Annotated in this window: 18 protein-coding genes and 1 pseudogene; 2 read left to right on the forward strand and 17 right to left on the reverse strand. The window is 63.1% G+C overall.

Annotated features, from left to right (window positions below; genetic code table 11):
• Positions 1–49: 49 nt before the first annotated feature.
• From ABM562_RS23705 to gcl, 11 genes and pseudogenes are all read right to left on the reverse strand, one after another.
• On the reverse strand, positions 50–1,513 hold the full coding sequence (locus ABM562_RS23705) for a PepSY domain-containing protein (protein ID WP_460423522.1): 1,464 nt from the start codon (positions 1,511–1,513) through the stop codon (positions 50–52).
• A gap of 10 nt (positions 1,514–1,523) precedes the next feature.
• A complete protein-coding gene (locus tag ABM562_RS23710; protein ID WP_115088022.1) occupies positions 1,524–3,692 on the reverse strand; it encodes a TonB-dependent receptor in 2,169 nt (722 codons plus the stop codon).
• 100 nt (positions 3,693–3,792) lie between these two features.
• Complete coding sequence (locus tag ABM562_RS23715) at positions 3,793–4,179, reverse strand: DUF2946 domain-containing protein (protein WP_115088021.1); 387 nt, start codon at positions 4,177–4,179, stop codon at positions 3,793–3,795.
• Between the two features lie 159 nt (positions 4,180–4,338).
• Positions 4,339–5,340 (reverse strand): sulfate ABC transporter substrate-binding protein, encoded by a 1,002-nt coding sequence (locus ABM562_RS23720; protein ID WP_115088020.1) that lies wholly within the window; start codon positions 5,338–5,340, stop codon positions 4,339–4,341.
• Between the two features lie 96 nt (positions 5,341–5,436).
• Positions 5,437–6,258, reverse strand: a pseudogene (locus ABM562_RS23725) (ion transporter).
• A gap of 44 nt (positions 6,259–6,302) precedes the next feature.
• Positions 6,303–7,187, reverse strand: a complete 885-nt coding sequence (locus tag ABM562_RS23730; protein WP_460423525.1) for an urea transporter — start codon at positions 7,185–7,187, stop codon at positions 6,303–6,305.
• Between the two features lie 162 nt (positions 7,188–7,349).
• Positions 7,350–8,765, reverse strand: coding sequence for a pyruvate kinase (gene pyk / locus ABM562_RS23735; RefSeq protein WP_460423527.1), 1,416 nt, complete (start codon positions 8,763–8,765; stop codon positions 7,350–7,352).
• Position 8,766: 1 nt separating this feature from the next.
• Positions 8,767–10,035 carry a glycerate kinase type-2 family protein gene (locus tag ABM562_RS23740; RefSeq protein ID WP_460423529.1) on the reverse strand — a complete coding sequence of 423 codons (1,269 nt, stop codon included), beginning with the start codon at positions 10,033–10,035 and terminating at the stop codon, positions 8,767–8,769.
• 92 nt (positions 10,036–10,127) lie between these two features.
• The gene (locus tag ABM562_RS23745; RefSeq protein ID WP_134063541.1) at positions 10,128–11,021 is read right to left on the reverse strand and encodes a 2-hydroxy-3-oxopropionate reductase; all 894 of its coding nucleotides are present in this window, start codon (positions 11,019–11,021) and stop codon (positions 10,128–10,130) included.
• 153 nt (positions 11,022–11,174) lie between these two features.
• A complete protein-coding gene (gene hyi / locus ABM562_RS23750) occupies positions 11,175–11,957 on the reverse strand; it encodes a hydroxypyruvate isomerase (protein ID WP_115088014.1) in 783 nt (260 codons plus the stop codon).
• 57 nt (positions 11,958–12,014) lie between these two features.
• Positions 12,015–13,790, reverse strand: coding sequence for a glyoxylate carboligase (gene gcl, locus ABM562_RS23755; protein ID WP_115088013.1), 1,776 nt, complete (start codon positions 13,788–13,790; stop codon positions 12,015–12,017).
• 256 nt (positions 13,791–14,046) lie between these two features.
• Between gcl and ABM562_RS23760 the strand changes: the two genes are divergently transcribed.
• A complete protein-coding gene (locus ABM562_RS23760; RefSeq protein WP_010225106.1) occupies positions 14,047–14,487 on the forward strand; it encodes a GlcG/HbpS family heme-binding protein in 441 nt (146 codons plus the stop codon).
• Between the two features lie 108 nt (positions 14,488–14,595).
• On the opposite strand, the gene ABM562_RS23765 is transcribed toward ABM562_RS23760, so the two are convergent.
• Positions 14,596–15,204: a TetR/AcrR family transcriptional regulator gene (locus tag ABM562_RS23765; protein ID WP_460423532.1), complete on the reverse strand. Its 609-nt coding sequence runs from the start codon at positions 15,202–15,204 to the stop codon at positions 14,596–14,598.
• Positions 15,205–15,350: 146 nt separating this feature from the next.
• Here ABM562_RS23765 and ABM562_RS23770 point away from each other — a divergent pair, with 146 nt between their 5' ends.
• Positions 15,351–16,259, forward strand: coding sequence for a DUF808 domain-containing protein (locus ABM562_RS23770; protein ID WP_460423534.1), 909 nt, complete (start codon positions 15,351–15,353; stop codon positions 16,257–16,259).
• Positions 16,260–16,366: 107 nt separating this feature from the next.
• On the opposite strand, the gene ABM562_RS23775 is transcribed toward ABM562_RS23770, so the two are convergent.
• From ABM562_RS23775 to ABM562_RS23795, 5 genes are all read right to left on the reverse strand, one after another.
• Complete coding sequence (locus ABM562_RS23775) at positions 16,367–17,155, reverse strand: outer membrane protein OmpK (RefSeq protein ID WP_115088008.1); 789 nt, start codon at positions 17,153–17,155, stop codon at positions 16,367–16,369.
• Positions 17,156–17,517: 362 nt separating this feature from the next.
• Positions 17,518–18,303 (reverse strand): outer membrane protein OmpK, encoded by a 786-nt coding sequence (locus tag ABM562_RS23780; protein ID WP_115088007.1) that lies wholly within the window; start codon positions 18,301–18,303, stop codon positions 17,518–17,520.
• Between the two features lie 134 nt (positions 18,304–18,437).
• A complete protein-coding gene (locus ABM562_RS23785) occupies positions 18,438–19,793 on the reverse strand; it encodes a nucleobase:cation symporter-2 family protein (RefSeq protein ID WP_115088006.1) in 1,356 nt (451 codons plus the stop codon).
• Positions 19,794–19,926: 133 nt separating this feature from the next.
• Entirely contained in the window at positions 19,927–21,252 is a 1,326-nt protein-coding gene (locus ABM562_RS23790; RefSeq protein WP_115088005.1) for a urate hydroxylase PuuD, read from the reverse strand.
• 50 nt (positions 21,253–21,302) lie between these two features.
• Positions 21,303–21,806, reverse strand: coding sequence for an ureidoglycolate lyase (locus tag ABM562_RS23795; protein ID WP_045200421.1), 504 nt, complete (start codon positions 21,804–21,806; stop codon positions 21,303–21,305).
• Positions 21,807–21,880 lie beyond the last annotated feature (74 nt).

Raw genomic sequence — 21,880 nt, forward strand, 5'->3', positions numbered from 1 at the left:
CCGCGATAGCATTCTGTCAGCCATCGCGCATCGCGGGGCAAGCCCGCTTCTACTTGGCCAACCGTCGCCAGCCGAGCACCACACCACTGACACTCAGCACCAGCCCGCCCAGGCTGAACAGGATCATCCAGGCATCCCACAGCGGCCGCTGTTGCAGCAATGGCAACCAGTCCCAGCTGTGCAGCAATGAGAACAACCAGCGCGACACGCGCCGGGGCTGGTCCAGCACGCCCAGCATCTCGCCGGTGTACAGGTCCAGGTGCAGCCAGCTCTGCTGCGGGTCTTCAAAGCGTACGCGCAACACCGGCAAACGCTTTTCCAGGTGGCCGAGCATGCTGTGCTCGGCCCTGGCGTAGTAGTAGAAGTCGTAGGTTTCTAGCTGCTCGCTGTGCATCTGGCCCTGAGGCAAAATCGCTTGCGCTGCACGCTCCAGTACGTCCCGTGGCAGGCGCTCGAGTACCTGCCCGTTGGCCATCGACAGCACCCGGGTTCGGCCAGCACCCTCATGGCCGACCAGATAGCCCGCACCGCCGATCAAGCGCCACTCAAGTTCACGGGCCTTGAAGCCTTGCTGGCCAAACCGCGCCAGCGCCTCGTTGGCCGAGAGCGGGAAAGCCGCCGCGGTCAAAGGCCCGCCTTGATAGGCCGCAACGTTCAAGGGCGCTGAACTGCTGAACAGCCGCCACGGGTTCATCGACATCAAACCACTGAAGATCCAGGTGATCGCCAGCACGCCGAACAGCAAGCCACCGATATGGTGCCAGCGGGCAAACCCGCGGTAGGGCGAGCGCGAGCCACTGCGGTAGGGCTGGCGCAGACGCCAACGGAGGATGCCGATCACCGCGCCGAGCAGCGCCATCAGCGTGCCGGCCAGCGACAGGTAGATCACCAGGTTGCTCCACAGGCCGTCCGCGCCAATGCCACGCAACGGGTACAGCCAGTGCAGCCAGGCGCCGACCAGGTTCCAGCCGCGCTCCAGGGCGCTGGCATCGCGCACCACTTCACCGGTATGGCCGGAGATGTACAGCAGGGTACGCTCGCCATCGTCGAGCTGGACCCGCTGTAACGGCCGCTCGGCGTCCAGGGCGCGCGAGTGGCTCCACAGGTCCTCACTCACTGCGCCGCGATAGCTGGCCTTTGCCCCCGGGTCGTACTGACGAGCACTGGCCAGCGCCTGGTCGCGGTCGATCGGTTGCAGGCGCTGGCCCGTGCGGGCATCCACCGCCACGCTGGCGTGACCCGGATAGCCGAACAGGTAGCGCGGCGTGCCGGCCACCATGATCAGGCGGATGCTTGCCGGGTTGCGCTCGGCATCGGCGCTGCGCAGGGCAGTGCCGAGGTCGACGCAGCAATCCTGCAGGCGCAACTGCGGCAGGTGAGCGAAGTGCTCGCGCGGGGTCAGCTTGGGGTAGCCGACATAGAGCATGACCATCCCCGAAAAGAACCACAGGGCCATGAACAGACACAGCCCGATGCCCAGCCAGCGGTGCCACAGGTACAGGTAACGTTTCATCGGTGGCGTCCTAGAAGCGCGTCTGCACGGCCAGCTCCAGGGTGCGCGGGGCACCGAGGTAGAGCATGCTCGCAGAGGTCCAGCGGGCGTACACCTCGTCGGTCAGGTTGCGCACCCGGGCGGTGATGCGCGTGTCGTCATCGACCTTGAAACCGAGGAAGGCGCCGAAGATCGTGTATGACGGCGCATAGCGGGTGTTGGCTGCATCGGCATACACCGAAGATACATAGCGGCTGTCGGCACCGACTTGCCAGCTCGGGTCGATGTCGTAGGTCAGCCACAGGTTGGCGACCCGCTCGGGGATGTTGGTCGGGGTGTTGCCCTTGCGCGAGATCGAGCGGCCGCCGACGTTCTCGTTGAACTCATCGTACTGGGCGTCGACATAGGCGAAGTTGCCCTCGGCCAGCAGCTTCGGCGTGACGTGCAGCGACGCGGCTACCTCGACCCCGCGTGAGGATTGCTTGCCCACCGGCTGGGTGACGCTGGGGTTGGCGGCGTCGGCGGTGGCCAGGTTCTTGCGCTCGATATGGTAGGCGGCGACGGTAGCGGCACCACGGCCGTCGAGGAAGCTGAACTTGCTGCCCACTTCCAGTTGCTTGCCGGTGCTCAGGTCGAAGTCGCGTACCGAGGCGAAGCTGGCGGTGCTGAGCATGCCCGAGGGCGGGTCGGCGGCGGTGCTGTACTGCACGTAGACGTTGGCCGCCGGGGTCAGCTCGTAGACCAGGCCGATGCGCCCGGTGGTGGGCTCGTAGCTGCGCTGGAAGTCCAGCGGGTTGTTGGCATCGACCGTGCGGTAGTTGTGCACATCGAGGTCGATATGGTCGTAGCGCAAACCAGTGAGCAGCGACAGGCGCTCAGTCAGTTGCAGACGGTTTTCGACGAACGCTGCCCAGGTGTCGACGGTGTTCTCGCGGTTCTTCTGATAGCCCGGGACCATGCCGTTCAGATCATAGAAATGCCCGGGTTCGAAGGTGGCCGGGTCGACGCTGTCGAAAATGCCGGTGATCGAGCGCGGGTAGCTCATCTGCACGTTGTGGCTGTAGTCCAGGCCCGCCGACCACTGGCTGTTCAAGCCGAACAACTGGCCTTCGTGGAGCAGCTCGAAGCGGTTGCCGTTGAGTTCCTGGTCGTGGCGTTGCAGCAGCGCGTTGGAGCGGTTTACCCGGCTGTTGTCGGCGTTGTAAGCGTAGGTTTCGAGGTTACGGAAGTTACGCTCGGTGTTGTAGTGGTAGAGAGTGTTGCGCAGCGAGGTGTTGTCGTTGAAACGGTAGTCGGTGATCGAGCGCAGCCAGCGCACGCGTTGTTCGTAGCGGCCGTCTTCGACGTTGTAGTTCTCGAAGCGGCGGCTCTCGTCGACCTTCATTTCGCCACCCAGCGGGTTGAGCACCGGGCTGCCCCAATAGGGGCTGTCGACCGTTTCGTTCTGATACTCCACGGCCAGGGTGTGGGACAGCTGGTCGTTGATGTCGGTGAGCAGGGAGAACGCCACGGTCCAGGCATCGCGCTCTTCGCGATCGACATAACCATTGCTTTTGCTGTGGCTGAAATCCAGGCGGGCGTAGTTGCGGATGCCGTCGCCGTCGTTGAGCGCATGGTTGAAACCGAACGAGGTCTCGCTGCTGTCATAGGAGCCGTACTTGATTCGCCCCTCGTTGAAGTTCTCGTCGCGGCTGGCCAGCTTGGTGATGTAGTTGATCGAACCACCCACGGCACCGGCACCGAAGAGGAAGCTCGACGGCCCGCCGACGGCTTCGACCCGGTCATAGATCCAGCTGTCCACCGGGCGTGCGGCGATGGAGTCGTATTGCACGCTGATGCCGTTGAACAGCTGGGTGATCTGTGCCCCGGAAAAGCCCCGATAAGCCACTGAGCCGGCAGAGCCGGGCGGCGAGGCGGCGGTCATGCCGGGCACGCCGTTGAGCACGTCCTGGGTAGTCTGGGCGCCGCGCTGCTGAATCTGCTGGCGGTTGACGATGTTCACCGAAGCCGGGGTTTCCCGTGGCGTCAGGCCAAGGCGTGAGCCGGTTTGCGACGGGGTGTCGAGCAGTACGCCGTCTTCGGCGTCGGCGCGGCCGTTGATGCGCAGGTCGGGCAGGGTCAGCGGCGCCTCGGCCACAGCATTGAAGGACAGCGCGCACAGCAGCGCCGCGCAACCGGAAAGGCGATAGGAGTAGGGCATGAATCACACTCTGGAAATTGAGCCAGCGGCCGCCTGCACCTGTCAGGCAGGCGCAGCAAAAACGGCCGGTTTCAGGCAGCCCGGGGAGCTGCCAGGAGGTTCAAGCCAGAAGCGGGGAGGCGCGGGGGTTGGCGGCGGGCCAGCAATAGCGCGGCGGTGCTTTGCTGCGCAGCTCACGGTGATAGCGACGTACACGAGTGACCGCCAGCAGCCAGCCGATGACCAGCGCAAGGCCCAGGCAAACTACGGCGGCGGCGCACACCGGGCAGGTTTGCATGCTGTCCCAGCCGGCCACCGACTGGTCGTCGAAATCGCTTTTCAGTGTCGGCCCGGCGCTGCCCATGGCTGAGCAATAGGCGCCGCCAATGCCATTGAGCTGCAGGCCCATCATCTGCCCGTGACCGATCCCGCAGGCGAACAGATTGAACAGGACACAGAAGTACAAGGTCCAGGCAATCAGCGGGCGGTCGGAGGGGGTGCGGTTCATGGCCGCGACTTTAGCACCGATGCCCGCAGGCGTTAAAGCCGAATCAGGCCTGTTGTTCGGTGAGTTTCAGCGGCGGCGGGTTGTATTGCGCGAAGCAATCGCCGGGCAAACCCGCTCCTACACATTCAGTAGGAGCGGGCTTGCCCGGCGATGAGGCCCTTACTGCCCGGTATAGATCTGGTCGAAAATCCCGCCATCGTTGAAGTGGGTTTTCTGCACGGTGCGCCAGTCACCGAAGGTCTTCTCTACCGACAGGAAGTCGACTTTCGGGAAGCGGTCGGTGTACTTGGCCAGTACCGCCGCATCACGCGGACGCAGGTAGTTGTTGGCAGCAATTTCCTGCGCCTCTGGCGACCACAGGTACTTCAGGTATTCCTCGGCGGTGGCGCGGCTGCCTTTCTTGTCGACCACCTTGTCGACCACGCTCACTGGCGGCTCGGCCTCGGCGGAGACGCTCGGGTAGATCACTTCGAACTGATCGCGACCGAACTCGCGGGCGATCATTTCGGCTTCGTTCTCGAAGGTCACCAGCACGTCGCCGATCTGGTTGGTCATGAAGGTGGTGGTCGCGGCGCGGCCACCGGTGTCGAGCACTGGCGCCTGCTTGAACAGCTTGCCGACAAAGTCCTTGGCCTTGTTCTCGTCACCGCCGTTCTTCAGCACATAGCCCCAGGCCGAGAGGTAGGTGTAGCGGCCGTTGCCGGAGGTTTTCGGGTTAGGCACGATGACCTGGACGCCGTCCTTGAGCAGGTCGGGCCAGTCTTTCAGGGCCTTGGGGTTGCCCTTGCGGACGATGAACACGGTGGCCGAAGTGAACGGCGCGCTGTTGTTCGGCAGGCGGCTGACCCAATTGTCCGGCACCAGCTTGCCATTGTCGGCCAGGGCATTGATGTCGGTGGCCATGTTCATGGTGATGACGTCAGCCGGCAGGCCATCGATCACCGAACGGGCCTGCTTGCTCGAACCACCGAAGGACATCTGCACGGTGATCTTCTCTTTGTGCTCGGCTTCCCAGTGCTTCTGGAACGCGGCGTTGTAGTCCTTGTAGAAGTCGCGCATCACGTCATACGAGACGTTCAGCAAAGGTGCCGGAGCAGCCTGGGCCACGGAGCCGAAGGCGAGGCCGGCGGCCAGAAGCGAGGCACTGAAGAGTTTTTTCACTGCGCATTCCTTGTTCGAGTTGGCGTTAAAGGCATTATGCCAGCGACTATAGCGGTTGGACCTTAGGCGCTAAAAGATTAAAAAGTGCTTTGCTTATTACGTTTTATTGAACAGTGCGTTACCGCAACGGGAGCAGAACGCGGCGCCGTGTTCATGGCTGTTTTTCCGACACACCGGGCAGTCGTGCTGCAGCTGTTCGCCGCGCATGGCGTTGGCCAGCTCCGCGGTGAAAATCCCGGTGGGCACGGCAATGATCGAATAACCGGTGATCATTACCATCGACGACAGCACCTGGCCCAGCGGAGTCTTGGGCACGATGTCGCCAAAGCCGACCGTGGTCAGGGTGACGATGGCCCAGTAGATGCCCTTGGGGATGCTGGTAAAGCCATGCTCGGGGCCTTCGACTACGTACATCAGGGTGCCGAACACGGTCACCAGGGTCGAGACGCTGAGCAAAAAGACGATGATCTTCTGCTTGCTGCCGCGCAACGCCGTGAGCAGGTAGTTGGCCTGCTTCAGGTAAGGGCTGAGCTTGAGCACCCGGAAGATCCGCAGCATACGGATGACGCGGATGATCAGCAGGTACTGGGCGTCGCTGTAATACAGGGCGATGATCCCCGGGACGATGGCCAGCAGGTCGACCAGGCCATAGAAGCTGAAGGCGTAGCGCAAGGGCTTGGGCGAGCAGTACAGGCGGATCAGGTACTCGACCAGGAAGATCGCGGTAAAGCCCTACTCGATGGCCGCCAGCAGCCCGGCGTAGCTCTGGTGCACCTCGTCGATGCTGTCCAGGATCACCGTCACCAGGCTGGCGAGAATGATCAGCAGCAGGATCTTGTCGAAGCGTCGGCCGGCGACGGTGTCGGTTTGAAAGACGATGACGTAGAGCTGCTCGCGCCAACTCGAAGGGGTGTCCATAGGCTCGTTCCAAAGGCAGATGGGCAGAGCCTAGGGGCTGCACCTCAGCTGTGCAAGCGACGCCGGCTGTGGGACGCCGGCACGCGTAGCAGGCGGCCACCGGCATGCAGCAGCCAACAGGCGAGGATGAACGGCGCGGTCAGGCCGGCGACCGGCAGCAGGCTGAACACCGGTTGCAGGGCAATCGCCAGGACGATGGCCAGCAGCGGCAACCAGGGCCGCTGGCGCTCTTGGCTGAAGGCCAGGGCGGCCAGGGCGGCGTTGAAGCCGAACAGGCCGTTATAGGCCGCCGTGGCCTCGCCACCGATCAACGCCACGCTGCCACCGATGGCCGAGCCGAGCAAGGCCCAGACTGCCGCGTAGCGATTGGAGATCAGCAGGCCGATGGCAATCAGCACGCCGGCCAGGGGCTGGTCGAGCAAGAAGATCTGCCCGAGGCCACGGGCCAGGGCAAATAGCGGGTTGGCCTCGACGCCGGTACTGGCGGCGCCGGCGGGTTCGGCCATGGTCAGCGCAGCCCAGCCGAGCAACACGAACGGCGCCGTGTAGGCGGGCAGCAATTGCTGGGGGCCGCGCTTGAGCCACTGGTGCACGAGCATGCTGCTCAGGCCGCCGGCGGCGATGATCAGTGGCGGCAGGATCGCCGACCAGGGCAGGGCATAGCTGATCAACAGGCCGATCAGCACGCCGTTGTAGCTGTACAGGCCGGCCTGGCGGTCGCTGCGGTTGTAGCCGCGGCGTTGCGCGGTCAGCAGCCCGGCGAGGGCACCGAGCAGCGCGCCGCCGACCAGGTCGGGCGCGGTCAGGGTGATCGCCAGCAGGCAGCACAGGCCACACAGCGGGTTGCGCTGCAGCAGCACCTGGCTGAAGCCGTTGAGCAAGGCCGTGGGCCAGTCGGGGCACGGGTTGACGAAATTCTTGGTGTACATGGGGGCAGTCTGGGTTGATGTGGAGTGGGGAGCCTCTTTGGGCCGGGTTGTCCCACCGGAATTGTTGTTGGCCGGTCTGGCCTCATCGCTGGCAAGCCAGCTCCCACAGGTTCGGTGTGCACAGCACCTGTGGGAGCTGGCTTGCCAGCGATGGGGTTCAACTCAGATCAAGCTCTCGATCCGCAGCGTGTTAGTCGACCCGGGCTTGCCAAAAGGCACACCGGCGGTGATCAACAGCGTATCGCCACGGCTGGCCATGCCCTGGGCCTGAGCGATTTCCAGGGCGGTGGAGCAGATCTCGTCGACCTGGCGCAGGCGATCGTTGACTACCGAGTGCACACCCCAGGCCACGCTCAGGCGCCGGGCGGTGGACAGGTTGGGAGTCAGGTTGAGGATCGGTGCCCGTGGCCGCTCGCGGGCGGTGCGCAGGGTCGAAGCCCCCGACTCGCTGTAGTTGACCAGCACCGCCACCGGCAGGATGCCGCTGATGCGGCGGATCGCGCAGCTGATGGCGTCCGATACGGTGGCTTCGGCTTTCGGCCGGCCGACGTCGAGCTGAGCCTGGTAGTCCGGGCCATTCTCCACCTGGCGGATGATCTTGCTCATCATCTGCACCGCTTCCAGCGGGTAGTCACCCGAGGCGGTCTCGGCCGAGAGCATCACCGCATCGGCGCCTTCGGCCACGGCGTTGGCCACGTCGGTGACTTCGGCGCGGGTCGGGGCCGGGGAGAAGCGCATCGATTCGAGCATCTGCGTGGCCACCACCACCGGTTTACCCAGTTCGCGGCAGGTGTTGATGATGCTCTTCTGGATCTGCGGCACGCTTTCGGCCGGCACTTCCACGCCCAGGTCGCCACGGGCGACCATGATCGCGTCGCTTAGCTCGGCAATGGCGCGCAGTTGGGTGACCGCCGAAGGTTTCTCGATCTTGGCCATCAGGTAGGCGCGGTCACCGATCAGCTGGCGCGCTTCGACGATGTCTTCCGGGCGCTGCACGAACGACAGCGCCACCCAGTCCACGCCCAGCTCCAGGCCGAAGCTCAGGTCGCGGCGGTCCTTGGCGGTCAGCGGGCTGAGGTCCAGCACCGCTTGCGGCACGTTGACGCCCTTGCGGTCGGACAGCTCGCCGCCGTTGAGGACTTCGGTCTCGATCGCATCGCTGTGCTTGGCGGTCACCCGCAGGCGCAGCTTGCCGTCATCGAGCAGCAGGTCCATGCCCGGTTCCAGGGCGGCGATGATTTCCGGATGCGGCAGGTTGACCCGCGAGGCAGTGCCCGGGGTGCTGTCCAGGTCCAGGCGCAGGGTCTGGCCGCGCTGCAGTTGGACTTTGCCCTCGGCAAAACGGCCAACGCGCAGCTTGGGCCCTTGCAGGTCCATGAGGATGCCCAGCGGGTAGTTGAGCTGGCTCTCCACCTCGCGGATCCACTGGTAGCGCAGGGCGTGGTCTTCGTGCTCGCCGTGGCTGAAGTTCAGGCGAAAGATGTTCACCCCGGCCTCGACCAGCTGGCGGATGTCGTCGATGCCCTTGATCGCAGGACCGAGGGTGGCAAGGATTTTGACTTTTTTATCGGGCGTCATGTCAGGCACTCTCGAGGATCAGGATGGCGCGAAAATCGTTGACGTTGGTCCGCGTCGGCTCGGTGACGATCAGTGCATCGAGCGCGGCGAAGTAGCCGTAGCCGTTGTTGTTGTCCAGTTCATCGCTGGCCGACAGGCCCAGGGCCGCGGCGCGGGCGTAGCTGTCCGGGGTCATCAGCGCGCCGGCGTTGTCTTCGGAGCCGTCGATGCCGTCGGTGTCACCGGCCAGGGCATAGACCCCGGGCAGGCCCTTGAGGCTTTCGGTCAGGCTCAGCAGGAATTCGGCATTGCGCCCGCCACGGCCATTGCCGCGCACGGTCACGGTGGTCTCGCCACCGGAGAGGATCACGCAAGGCGGCGACAGCGGTTGGCCGTGCTGGACGATCTGCCGGGCGATGCCGGCATGGACCTTGGCCACCTCGCGTGATTCGCCTTCCAGGTCGCCGAGGATCAGCGGGCTGAAACCGGCCTGGCGGGCTTTGACCGCCGCCGCTTCGAGCGACTGCTGGGGCCGGGCGATGAGCTGGAAGTGGCTGCGGGCCAGGGCCGGGTCATCGGCCTTGACGGTCTCGGAAGCCGGGTTGTTCAGCCAGGCGGTAACCGCCGCGGGCGCTTCGATGTTGTAGCGCTTGAGGATCGCCAGGGCCTCGGCCGAAGTGCTCGGGTCGGCCACGGTCGGGCCGGAGGCGATCACCGTGGCCAGATCCCCCGGTACATCGGAAATCGCATAGGTGTAGACGGTGGCCGGCCAGCAGGCCTTGGCCAGGCGCCCGCCCTTGATCGCCGAGAGGTGCTTGCGCACGCAGTTCATCTCGCCGATGGTCGCGCCGGATTTGAGCAGGGCCTTGTTGATCTGTTGCTTGTCGGCCAGGGTCAGGCCTTCGGCAGGCAGCGCCAGCAGCGCCGAACCGCCACCGGAGAGCAGGAAGATCACCCGGTCGTCAGCCGTGAGGTTGCTGACCATTTCCAGCACCCGTTTGGCCACGGCCAGGCCGGCGGCGTCCGGGACCGGGTGGGCGGCTTCGACCACTTCGATTTTCGAGCAGCTGGCGCCGTGGCCGTAGCGGGTGACCACCAGGCCGGAGACCGGGCCCTTCCAGGCGCGTTCGACGACTTCGGCCATGGCCGCAGCGGCCTTGCCGGCGCCGATGACGATAACGCGACCGCTGAGGTCGCTGGGCAGGTGGGCTTCAAGGACCTGGCGGGGATGCGCGGCATCGATGGCCGTGGCGAACAGCTCGCGCAGAAAGTGTTGCGGATCGACCGACATGGCAGGCTCCAATCTTATTGTTCTTCGGAATCAAAAACGCCCCTGGGCCCGCCTCCGTGCAGGCTGACCCAGGGGCGGTGTTGCCCGGGGTCTTATTTGTCGTCGCGGATCGAGAAGTTGGCCATGTGTTCCAAGCCCTTGATCAATGCCGAGTGGTCCCAGTTGGCGCCGCCGATCGCGGCGCAGGTGCTGAACACTTGCTGGGCGTTGGCGGTGTTGGGCAGGTTGATGTTCAGCTCCTTGGCGCCTTGCAGGGCCAGGTTCAGGTCCTTCTGGTGCAGGCTGATGCGGAAGCCCGGATCGAAGGTGCCCTTGATCATGCGCTCGCCGTGCACTTCGAGGATCTTCGAGGAGGCGAAGCCGCCCATCAGTGCTTCACGCACCTTGGCCGGGTCTGCACCGTTCTTGGCGGCGAACAGCAGGGCTTCGGCCACGGCCTGGATGTTCAGGGCAACGATGATCTGGTTGGCGACCTTGGCGGTCTGGCCGTCGCCGCTGCCGCCGACGCGGGTGATGTTCTTGCCCATGACCTGGAACAGCGGCAGGGCGCGTTCGAAAGCGTTCGGGCAACCGCCGACCATGATGCTCAGGGTCGCGGCCTTGGCACCGACTTCGCCACCGGAAACCGGCGCGTCGAGGTAGGTGGCGCCGGTGGCTTTGATCTTCTCGGCGAAGGCTTTGGTGGCGGTCGGCGAGATCGAGCTCATGTCGATCACCACCTTGTTCGGGCCAACGCCCTGGGCCACGCCGTTGTCGCCGAACAGCACCGCTTCAACCTGCGGGGTATCGGGGACCATGACGATGATGAATTCAGCTTCCTGGGCCACTTCTTTCGGGTTGGCCAGGGCCACGGCGCCAGCGGCGACCAGGTCGGCAGGCGCGGCATCGTGGTGGGTGGAGATGAACAGGCTGTGACCGGCTTTTTGCAGGTTCTGCGCCATTGGACGGCCCATGATGCCGGTGCCGATAAATCCGATTTTAGCCATGAGAAATGCCTCTTGTAATTATTCAATCTCGGCTGGCGGGCCGGGCCCCTGTGGGAGCTGGCTTGCCAGCGATGGGAACAATGCGGTGTAGCTGTGAGGGCCTCATCGCTGGCAAGCCAGCTCCCACAGGGATGGTCGAGGCCCGTCAGTGCGTCAGATCGCGTTGTGGCTCTTCAGCCAGCCAAGGCCCGCTTCGGTGGTGGTCAGCGGCTTGTATTCACAGCCCACCCAGCCCTGGTAACCGATGCGGTCCAGGTGTTCGAAGAGGAAGCGATAGTTGATCTCGCCAGTACCCGGCTCATTGCGGCCCGGGTTGTCGGCCAGCTGGATGTGGTTGATCTTGGCCAGGTTGCTTTCCACGGTGCGGGCCAGGTCGCCCTCCATGATCTGCATGTGGTAGATGTCGTATTGCAGGTACAGGTTGCTGCTGGCCACTTCCGCCTGGATGTCCAGCGCCTGCTTGGTGGTGTTCAGGTAGAAGCCGGGGATGTCGCGGGTGTTGATCATTTCCATGACCAGCTTGATCCCGGCCGCCTGCAGCTTGTCGGCGGCAAACTTGAGGTTGTCGACGAAGGTCTTGCGCACCGTGGCGCAGTCCGGGCCTTGTGGGCGGATGCCGGCCAGGCAGTTGACCTGGGTGTTGCCCAGCACCTGGGCATAGGCGATGGCCAGATCGACACCGGCACGGAATTCCTCGACTCGGGCCGGGTCGCAGGCGATCCCGCGGTCACCCTTGGCCCAGTCGCCGGCCGGCAGGTTGAACAGCACCTGGGTCAGGCCGTGGGCATCGAGCTGCTGCTTGATTTCAGCCGAGCTGAAGTCGTACGGGAACAGGTACTCGACACCGCTGAAACCAGCGTCGGCAGCAGCCTTGAAACGGGCGAGGAAGTCCTGCTCGGTGAACAGCATGGACAGGTTGGCGGCGAAACGTGGCATGGTTGTCTCCTTGCAAAAAGGGGCCCTGTGCACCCGGCAGCAGGGCCTTCGCAGCGATCAGTCGAGCAGGGAAATCGCGGTTGGCGCGTCGTTGCCGACCAGCGCCAGGTCTTCGAATTCGTTGACCGCGTTGATCTCGGTGCCCATGGAAATGTTGGTCACGCGCTCGAGGATAACCTCGACCACCACCGGTACCCGGAACTCTTCGGCCAGTTTCTGCGCCTTGAGCAGGGCCGGGGCGATCTCGCCAGGCTCGGTCACGCGCAGAGCCTTGCAGCCCAGGCCTTCGACCACCGCGACGTGATCGACGCCATAACCGTTGAGCTCCGGCGCGTTGACGTTCTCGAACGCCAGCTGCACACAGTAATCCATCTCGAAGCCGCGCTGAGCCTGGCGGATCAGCCCCAGGTAGGAGTTGTTCACCAGCACGTGGATGTACGGCAGGTTGAACTGCGCGCCCACTGCCAGTTCTTCGATCATGAACTGGAAGTCATAGTCGCCCGACAGCGCCACGACCTTGCGGGTCGGATCAGCCTTGACCACGCCGAGGGCGGCAGGGATGGTCCAGCCCAGCGGGCCGGCCTGGCCGCAGTTGATCCAATGACGCGGCTTGTAGACGTGAAGGAACTGCGCGCCGGCGATCTGCGACAGACCGATGGTGCTGACATAGCAGGTGTCCTTGCCGAAGACCTGGTTCATTTCCTGGTAAACGCGCTGTGGCTTGACCGGCACGTTGTCGAAATGGGTCTTGCGTTGCAGGCTCGATTTGCGCTGTTGGCAATCTTCCAGCCAGGCGCTGCGGTCCTTGAGCTTGCCGGCGGCTTTCCACTCGCGGGCCACTTCGAGGAACACGTCCAGGGCGGCGCCAGCGTCGGAAACGATACCCAGATCCGGGGTGAATACCCGGCCAATCTGGGTCGGCTCGATGTCGACGTGAATGAAGCGACGGCCTTCGGTGTAAACGTCAACGGAGCCAGTGTGACGGTTGGCCCAACGGTTGCCGATACCCAGCACCACGTCGGACTTGAGCATGGTGGCGTTGCCGTAGCGGTGCGAAGTCTGCAGGCCGACCATGCCCACCATCAGCGGGTGATCGTCGGGGATGATGCCCCAGCCCATCAGAGTCGGGATCACCGGGATACCGGTCAACTCGGCGAACTCCACCAGCTTGTCGCAGGCATCGGCGTTGATGATGCCGCCACCGGCGACCAGCAATGGACGCTCGGCAGTATCGAGCATGGCCAGGGCTTTCTCGACCTGGACGCGGTTGGCCGCAGGCTTTTGCACCGGCAGCGGCTGGTAGGCGTCGATGTCGAATTCGATCTCGGCCATCTGCACGTCGAACGGCAGGTCGATCAGCACCGGGCCTGGACGGCCGGAGCGCATTTCATAGAACGCCTTCTGGAACGCATACGGCACCTGGCCGGGTTCCAGCACGGTGGTCGCCCACTTGGTCACCGGCTTGACGATGCTGGTGATGTCGACGGCCTGGAAATCTTCCTTGTGCATGCGGGCACGCGGCGCTTGCCCTGTGATGCACAGAATCGGGATGGAGTCGGCCGAGGCACTGTACAGGCCGGTGACCATGTCGGTGCCGGCAGGGCCGGAGGTGCCGATGCACACGCCGATGTTGCCGGCCTTGGTGCGGGTGTAACCCTCGGCCATGTGCGAGGCGCCTTCAACGTGACGAGCGAGGACGTGATCGATACCGCCGACTTTCTTCAGGGCCGAGTACAGGGGGTTGATGGCTGCACCCGGAATGCCAAACGCGGTTTCCACACCTTCGCGGCGCATCACCAGAACGGCTGCATCAATTGCTCTCATTTTGCTCATGGTTTTGTGCCTCTTTGATTTTGTAATTGTATACAAATGGCTTTTCACCAGAGTGTATTCACGCCAGGCGACTCTGGTCAATCCATTTTCATCGGCGATCGGCGCTTTCGTCGGGAAGCCTTTAAAAATGGCATTTCGTCAGAATTGGTTCATCGCGTCGAAATTATTGTATACAAAAATATTCGCCATTGTGTTCTATTTGTTCTATTGATTTTTACACCTGCCCTCGGGCTTCTAACAACAAGAGGACCTTTCCATGAACGCTTTGACCTTGAAAGTCGCTGTCAGCCTGGTGAACGCTGCGCTGGTTGCCGGGCGCAAGATCTCCTCCGCGCCGTTGACCGTGGCGGTGCTGGATAACGGCGGGCATCTGCTGGCCCTGCAACGTGAAGACGGCGCCAGCCTGCTACGACCGCAAGTAGCGATGGGCAAGGCCTGGGGTGCAATTGCCCTGGGCAAGGGCTCGCGCCTGCTGGCGCTGGATGCGCAGCAGCGCCCGGCGTTCTTCGCCGCGCTCAACGGCCTGGGCCAGAGCCCGGTGGTGCCGGCGCCGGGCGGGGTGCTGATTCGTAATCAGCAGGGCGTGGTGCTGGGGGCGATCGGCATCAGTGGCGATACCTCGGATATCGACGAGCAATGCGCGATCAGTGCGATCGAGGAGGCGGGGTTGACGGCGGATGCGGGGGTAGCGGCTTAAGGCCTATCGCGGAACCTGTGGGAGCTGGCTTGCCAGCGATCGAGCGCAAAGCGCTCGCTGGCCTCATCGCTGGCAAGCCAGCTCCCACAGGGATCTCGGCAAATTTGCCTAAGCGTCCGGCTCACACCCCTTGAGCACCAGGCGGATGATGGTCTGCGCCGCCGCCTCATAATCGCTGTCATCGAGCTTGGCCTTGCCGGTGACCACCGAGATCTGCCAGTCGAAGTCGGCGTAGGTCTGGGTCGCCGCCCAGATGCTGAACATCAGGTGGTGCGGGTCGAGCGGGGCGATCTGGCCGCGGTCGATCCAGGCCTGGATACACTCGATGTTGTACCGGGCCTGCTCGTTGAGCTGCTCGACCTGGCTCGGGCTCAGGTGCGGTGCGCCGTGCATGATCTCGCTGGCGAAGACTTTGGAAGCAAACGGCAGGTCGCGGGAGATTCGCACCTTGGAGCGGATGTAGGCGCTCAATACCTCTTTGGGATCGCCGTCGGCATTGAACGGCGTCGATGCCTGCATGATCGGCTCGATGATGCTTTCCAGGACCTCGCGGTAGAGGTTTTCCTTGGACTTGAAGTAGTAGTAGACGTTGGGCTTGGGCAGGCCGGCCTTGGCCGCGATGTCGCTGGTCTTGGTGGCAGCGAAGCCCTTGTCGGCAAACTCTTCACTGGCCGCGCGCAGGATCAGTTCTTTGTTGCGCTCGCGAATGCTGCTCATGGTTGACGCTGTTCCTCGTGTCTGGCCGCTGGCGGCACCGGGCCTGGGAGGGCGGTTGCGCATGGTAGCACCGCGTTCGCAAGCGGCTCAAGGTGGCGACTTTGAGCTAGACTGTGGCCCTCTCAACCCGCTGGAATCAGGCAAACATGGCAGGAAGCAGTCTTCTGGTATTGATCGACGATATCGCCACGGTACTCGACGATGTCTCGGTAATGACCAAGGTCGCGGCAAAAAAGACCGCAGGGGTGCTGGGCGATGACCTGGCGCTCAATGCCCAGCAGGTCACTGGCGTGCGTGCCGAGCGGGAAATCCCGGTGGTCTGGGCGGTGGCCAAGGGCTCGTTCCTCAACAAGCTGATCCTGGTGCCGGCGGCGCTGTTGATCAGCGCCTTCATCCCCTGGGCGGTGACGCCGCTGCTGATGGTCGGCGGTGCGTTCCTGTGCTTTGAAGGTTTCGAGAAGCTCGCGCACAAGTTCCTTCACAGCAAGGCGGAGGATCAGGCCGAGCATGCGGCACTAGTAGAAGCGGTGGCCGACCCTGCGGTCGATCTGGTGGCCTTCGAGCAAGGCAAGATCAAGGGCGCGGTGCGCACCGACTTCATCCTTTCGGCCGAGATCATCGCCATCACCCTGGGCGCGGTCGCCCATGCGCCGCTGACCCAGCAGATCATCGTCCTTTCGGGCATCGCCATTGTCATGACCATCGGTGTCTATGGCCTGGTGGCCGGCATCGTCAAGCTCGATGACCTGGGCCTGTGGCTGACCCAGAAGGCCTCGAGCGCGGCCAAGGCGATCGGCAACGGCATCCTGCGGGCGGCGCCGTACATGATGAAGAGCCTGTCGGTGATCGGTACGGCGGCGATGTTTCTGGTCGGTGGCGGGATCCTGGTGCACGGCGTGGCGCCGCTGCATCACGCCATTGAAGCCTTCAGCGCAGGGCGCGGCGGGGTGCTGACCAGTACGTTGCTCAATGCCGGGGTGGGGATTGTCGCGGGTGCGGCGGTGCTGGCGGTGGTTGCGCTGATCGGCAAGCTCTGGCGTTCAGTCAAAGGCTGATGGCCTCATCGCTGGCAACGCCAGCTCCCACAGGGGCAGGTGTTAAACCGATCCTGTGGGAGCCGGCCTTACCGGCGATCAAAGCCCGAAGGGCTTTGCCTCTTTGATCAGAAGTGCGCTTTGACCAGGAAGCTGGCAGTGTTCTGATCGGTATCGAAGGCATCGCTGTCCTTGATGCCGTACTTGTTCTTCCAGTAGTCGTATTCGAAACCGACATACAGCTGCTTCTCGCCCCAGTTCAGCGCCTTGCCCAGGTCATATTTGACCTGCGGGTTGAAGTGCAGGTTGGCGTGGTAGGTGCCACGGCGGCTGGTGGCATCGTTGTCGACGACCCAGTCCATGAAACCATCGATGAGAATGTCGGACTTGCCCACAGGAATGGTGTAGGACCAGACCGGGGTGATCTGCCAGACGTTGTCACCGGCACGGCTGCCCTCGGTGTTGCGCTGGTAGAAGTTCAGCTGGAAGTAGTCGAAGCCTGGGATGTCCAGGTCGAAACCCGGGCCGATCAGGTAGGACTCGGTGTCGCCCTCGCCAAACTCGTAGGTCATCGCCAGCAGCACGTCCTTGACCGGGCCGAAGGCCAGCTTCTGGTCGAAGATCTTGCCGAACGACAGGCGCGGGCTGATTTCGCCGTAGTAGGTGTTGGGGCCGTTGTTGAAGTCCTTGTCACCGTTGTAGAAGATCTTGTCGACGAAGATGAAGTTGTCGCCGTACTTCCAGGCATCGGCGTGCTCGAAGGTCACGGTCTGCTGGATCGACGGGTTGACGGCAAAGTTCTTGCCCCACAGGTAGGTCAGGCTGTTGTTCTGCCATTGCAGCAGATCACCGGCGCTGGCGGCGGTGCTGGCCGCCAGCAGGCCGCTGGCGAGGATCAGGCTGTTGGTAATACGCATCGCGTAGTTGCTCCCTTGATTGATTCTGTGTCGGTGCTCTGGTGCGGCACCTTTTGGGTAAATACTTGTCTTTTGGGTCAGTTTTTTTCGATTGGCCACAGCTGTTTGGCAAGAGCTGGGCCAACCTTCCGGGGTGGCGCAAGCAATCCTGCTCGACGTCTTTCTGAACAGTTGAAAATGGGTATTTCAGGTTGGCGTGACGCCTGCCAACCGCCCGAATTCATTGACTGAGCGGTCAGCAAACGCAGGCAGGATCCGTCCTGCCCTGATCGAGGGGGCGCGCAGATTACTGACTTGCGCGCCGGTCCTCAAGTGCCCCGTCCTGGAGCGGGTGAGGCAAAAACTGTGCATTTGGTCAGCTTTTAGAAGTGAACCTTAACCAGGGCGCTGGTAACGCTCTGGTTGGTGTCGAGCTTTCCACTGTTCTCGATACCGTATTTGTCTTTCCAGTAGCTGTACTCGATACCCACGTACAACTGCTTGGCGCCCAGGTTCAGGGCCTTGCCCAGGTCGTATTTGACCTGTGGGTTGAACTGCAGGTTGGCGTGGTAGGTGCCGCGCCGGCTCTGGTCGTTGTCCACCACCCAGTCCATGTAGCCGTCGATCAGCACATCGGACTTGCCCACGGGGATGGTGTAGGAAAAGGTCGGGGTAATCTGCCAGACGCGATCACCGGGGCGGCTGCCTTCGGTGTTGCGCTGCATGATGTTGAGGGTGAAGTAGTTGAAACCGGGGATCGCCAGGTCAAAGCCGGGGCCGATCAGGTAGGCCTCGTTGTCGCCTTCGCCAGACTCGTAGGTCATGGCCAGCAACACGTCCTTGATCGGACCGAACTCGAATTTGCGATCGAAGATCTTGCCGAACGACAGGCGCGGGCTGAATTCACCGTAGTAGGTGTTGTTGCCTTTGTTGCGGTCGGTGCCGCCGTTGTAGAAGATCTTGTCGATGAACAGGAAGGTGTCGCCGTACTTCCACTTGTTGGCATGTTCGAAGGTCACCGTCTGCTGGATTGCAGGGTTGACCTGGAAGTCCTTGCCGTAGAGGTAGGTGAGGCTGTTGGTGTGCCAGAGCAGCAAGTCCCCTGCGGCGGCTGGCAAGGTGGCCAGCAGACTGCTACCCAGCAGGAGGGAAGTGGTGATGCCTTTCATGTTGTGATTCCCGGCTTTGTTATTGTTAGTTTTCGGTTTTTTTGGCGCGAAGCGCCCCGGCCGACCCGCTCCCACGGGTCGACGGCCTTGCGTATTGCTTGGGTGATGCCGGGCGGCAAGCGCCGCCCAAAGGCTCAGTGCTGGTGGGCGGTATCGTTGTGGGCGGCGCGCTCGGCGCCACCGAGAATGTTGAACAGCAGGTTGAGGATCAACGCGCTGACCGTGGCCATGGCAATCCCGCTGTGGGTGATCGGTTCCATCCACTGCGGCATCTGCGCGAAGAACTCCGGACGCACTACCGGGATCAGGCCCATGCCGACGCTGACGGCCACCAGCAACTGGTTGCGGCGGTCGGCGATGTCGGCTTCCTGAAGGATCTTGATGCCAGTGGCGGCGACCATGCCGAACATGGCAATCGACGCCCCGCCGAGTACCGCAGGCGGAATCGAGGCAATCAGGAACGCCGCTTTTGGCAGCAGGCTGAGCAGGATCAGGAAGCCGCCGGCGACCACGGTGACGTAGCGGCAACGCACGCCGGTCATCTGCACCAGGCCGATGTTCTGGGCGAACGAGGAGTGGGTGAAGGTGTTGAAAAAGCCGGCCACGAACGACGCACCGGCATCGCACATCAGGCCGCGGCGCAGCATGCCCGGGGTAACTTCACGGTCGGTGACCTTGCCCAGGGCGAGGAACATGCCGGTGGACTCGACGAAGATGATCACCACCACCAGGCACATCGACAGGATCGGCGCCAGGCTGAAGGTCGGCATGCCGAAATGCAGCGGCGTCACGACCTGTACCCATGGCGCTTCACTCAGGCCAGAGAGGTCGACCATGCCGATGGAGCCGGCGATGATGTAGCCCAGGCCCATGCCGATCAGTACCGAGACATTGACCCAGAAACCACGCATGAAGCGGTTGATCAGCAGGATGGTGGCGAGCACCAGGCCGGCGACGATCAGGTAGACGGGGGAGCCGAAGGGCGCGGCATCGGCGCCACCGCCGGCCCAGTTGACGGCAACCGGGAACAGCGACAGGCCGATCGAGGTGATGACCGTGCCGGTCACCAGGGGCGGGAAGAAGCGCACGACCTTGGACATGAACGGCGCGATGATCATGCCGAAGAAACCGGCGGCGATGGTCGCGCCGAAAATCCCCTGCAGGCCGACGCCGGGCATGCCGGCCATGGCCACCATGCTGCCGACCGCGGCAAAGCTTGCGCCCATCATAACCGGCATGCGGATGCCGACTGCGCCAATGCCGAACGACTGGACGATGGTGGCGACACCAGCGACCAGCAGGTCGGCATTGATCAGGAAAGCGACTTCTTCACGAGAAAGTCCGGCGGCTTGTCCGATGATCAGCGGCACGGCAATCGCGCCTCCGTACATCAGCAACACATGCTGCAGACCCACCAGGAACAGTTGGAACAGGGGCAGTGGCTGTCGTGGGGGCGCAACAGGGATGTACGCCTTGCGTGACTCGGACATGCAACACCTCGGTTTTGTTTTTATTCTTGGAGCTGCAAGCTTCAAGCGCCAAGCTTCAAGAAGAAGCAGGAGGTCGCGCTTGGCTTGCAGCTTTTTTTTGCTTGTCGCTTACAGCTGGCAGCTTGCGGCTGCCTTAGTGGGTCGGTGCTCCCTTGGCGACCCAGGCGCCAATCAGTTCACGTTCCTGCTGGGTCATCTGGGTGATGTTGCCCAGCGGCATGATCTGCGTAGCCACGGCTTGTGCCTGGATGCGTGCGGCCTGTTGCTGGATCTGTTGCGGGGTATCGAGCATCACCCCGGCAGGAGCGGCGCTGAACAGCGGGCTGGTCGGCTTGGCCGAGTGGCACACGGTGCAACGCTCCTGGATGACGCTGTGGATCTTGTCGAAGCCGGCGTCGTCGAGCTTGGCGGTGGCGTTGGCTGGCGCCTCGGTCGGTGCGGCAGGCTGTGCTGGAGCGGCAGCCTGTTCGGCAGCTTTCTCGGCAGCGGTCTTGCCACCCAGGGCGGTTTCCGGCAACGGCTGGTACTCGACCTTGGCGGCGGCCTGCTCAGGGGCGCTCGGCATCGGCGCAGGGCCGGTGACGTACGCCAGGCAGATCATCGACAGGGCACCGACCGGCAGGGTCCAGGCGTACTTGTTGCTGTCATGACGGGTGTTGAAGTAGTGACGCACCAACACCGCAGCCACCGCGATACCCGCCAGGATCAACCAGTTGTACTGGCTGCCGTAGGTGCTCGGGAAGTGGTTGCTGATCATGATGAACAGCACCGGCAGGGTGAAGTAGTTGTTGTGCCGCGAGCGCAGCAGGCCCTTGGCCGGCAGTACCGGGTCGGGCGTCTGGTTGGCTTCGATGGCGGCGACCAGCTGACGCTGGGCCGGCATGATGGTGCGGAACACGTTGCCGACCATGATGGTGCCGATGATCGCGCCGGTGTGCAGGTACGCGCCACGGCCGCTGAACACCTGGCTGAAGCCGTAGCAGGCGGCGATGACCAGCACGAACAGCACCAGGCCGAGCAGGGCAGGGCGTTTGCCCAGCGGCGAGTCACAGAGGAAGTCGTAGATGAACCAGCCGGCGATCAGCGAACCGATACCGATGGCGATGCCTTCACCACCGCTCAGGGTGCTGCCGGGGGCCAGCAGGTACAGGGTCGGGTTCCAGTAGAACACCAGGCACAGCAGGGCGATACCCGACATCCAGGTGAAATAGGCTTCCCATTTGAACCAGTGCAGGTTCTCCGGCATTTTTGGCGGAGCCAGCTTGTATTTCTCCAGGTGGTAGATCCCGCCACCGTGAATCGCCCAGAGATCGCCGGACAGACCGTCGCGCGGGTTGGCCCGGTTGAGGTTGTTTTCCAGCCAGACAAAGTAGAACGACGCGCCAATCCATGCCACGCCAGTGATCATGTGAACCCAACGCACGCTCAGGTTCAGCCATTCCAACAGATGTGCTTCCACAGTCTTTACCTCTACCCTGGCGCCCTGTAGCCGGGCGCTCAGGTCTTCTCTTATTGGTGGGGGGCGAGGATCAATTGCTCATCCTCATTGAAAAAATGCTCATCGCAGTTGTTGCCAGTGCCACTGCGATCAACCACCAGGAAGTCATCCCGCTTTTCGATCGTCAGCACCGGGTGGTGCCAGACGCCGCGATGGTAATTGATGCCCTGCCTTCCATTACTGATGAAGGCACGGACCAGGCCTGATACAGGTGCATCGCCAACGGGCGCGACCACGATCAGAAAGGGGTTGCCGAGCAGCGGAATGAAAGCCTGGCTGCCCTGCGGATGGCGCTCCAGCATGCGGACGGTCAGCGGCATGTCCTGCGCGTCGGCGCGGAAGATGCTGATGATCGCCTTGTCGTCGGGTTGTGCGGTTTCGACCGTGGCCAGACGATGGAAGCGCATGGTCGAGCCGTTGTTGATCATGAAGTGGTCGCTGCCGTCGGTTTCGATCACGTCACCGAAAGGGGCGAAGGCTTCTTTGCTCAGGGGCTCAATCACTAAAGTGCGCATGCGGATTCTCTTTATTCTGTGTTGTGGAGGGGGCCGTTGTTGCGCCGGTCAGGCCCTGGGTACGCTCGCGTCGC

The sequence above is a fragment of the Pseudomonas sp. ZL2 genome, from assembly GCF_054788455.1.

Coding starts and splice junctions, on each gene's coding strand:
- ABM562_RS23705 (WP_460423522.1), bottom strand. CDS start 1,513: ATGAAACGTTACCTGTACCTGTGGCACCGCTGGCTGGGCATCGGGCTG.
- ABM562_RS23710 (WP_115088022.1), bottom strand. CDS start 3,692: ATGCCCTACTCCTATCGCCTTTCCGGTTGCGCGGCGCTGCTGTGCGCG.
- ABM562_RS23715 (WP_115088021.1), bottom strand. CDS start 4,179: ATGAACCGCACCCCCTCCGACCGCCCGCTGATTGCCTGGACCTTGTAC.
- ABM562_RS23730 (WP_460423525.1), bottom strand. CDS start 7,187: ATGTACACCAAGAATTTCGTCAACCCGTGCCCCGACTGGCCCACGGCC.
- pyk (WP_460423527.1), bottom strand. CDS start 8,765: ATGACGCCCGATAAAAAAGTCAAAATCCTTGCCACCCTCGGTCCTGCG.
- ABM562_RS23740 (WP_460423529.1), bottom strand. CDS start 10,035: ATGTCGGTCGATCCGCAACACTTTCTGCGCGAGCTGTTCGCCACGGCC.
- ABM562_RS23745 (WP_134063541.1), bottom strand. CDS start 11,021: ATGGCTAAAATCGGATTTATCGGCACCGGCATCATGGGCCGTCCAATG.
- hyi (WP_115088014.1), bottom strand. CDS start 11,957: ATGCCACGTTTCGCCGCCAACCTGTCCATGCTGTTCACCGAGCAGGAC.
- gcl (WP_115088013.1), bottom strand. CDS start 13,790: ATGAGCAAAATGAGAGCAATTGATGCAGCCGTTCTGGTGATGCGCCGC.
- ABM562_RS23760 (WP_010225106.1), top strand. CDS start 14,047: ATGAACGCTTTGACCTTGAAAGTCGCTGTCAGCCTGGTGAACGCTGCG.
- ABM562_RS23765 (WP_460423532.1), bottom strand. CDS start 15,204: ATGAGCAGCATTCGCGAGCGCAACAAAGAACTGATCCTGCGCGCGGCC.
- ABM562_RS23770 (WP_460423534.1), top strand. CDS start 15,351: ATGGCAGGAAGCAGTCTTCTGGTATTGATCGACGATATCGCCACGGTA.
- ABM562_RS23775 (WP_115088008.1), bottom strand. CDS start 17,155: ATGCGTATTACCAACAGCCTGATCCTCGCCAGCGGCCTGCTGGCGGCC.
- ABM562_RS23780 (WP_115088007.1), bottom strand. CDS start 18,303: ATGAAAGGCATCACCACTTCCCTCCTGCTGGGTAGCAGTCTGCTGGCC.
- ABM562_RS23785 (WP_115088006.1), bottom strand. CDS start 19,793: ATGTCCGAGTCACGCAAGGCGTACATCCCTGTTGCGCCCCCACGACAG.
- ABM562_RS23795 (WP_045200421.1), bottom strand. CDS start 21,806: ATGCGCACTTTAGTGATTGAGCCCCTGAGCAAAGAAGCCTTCGCCCCT.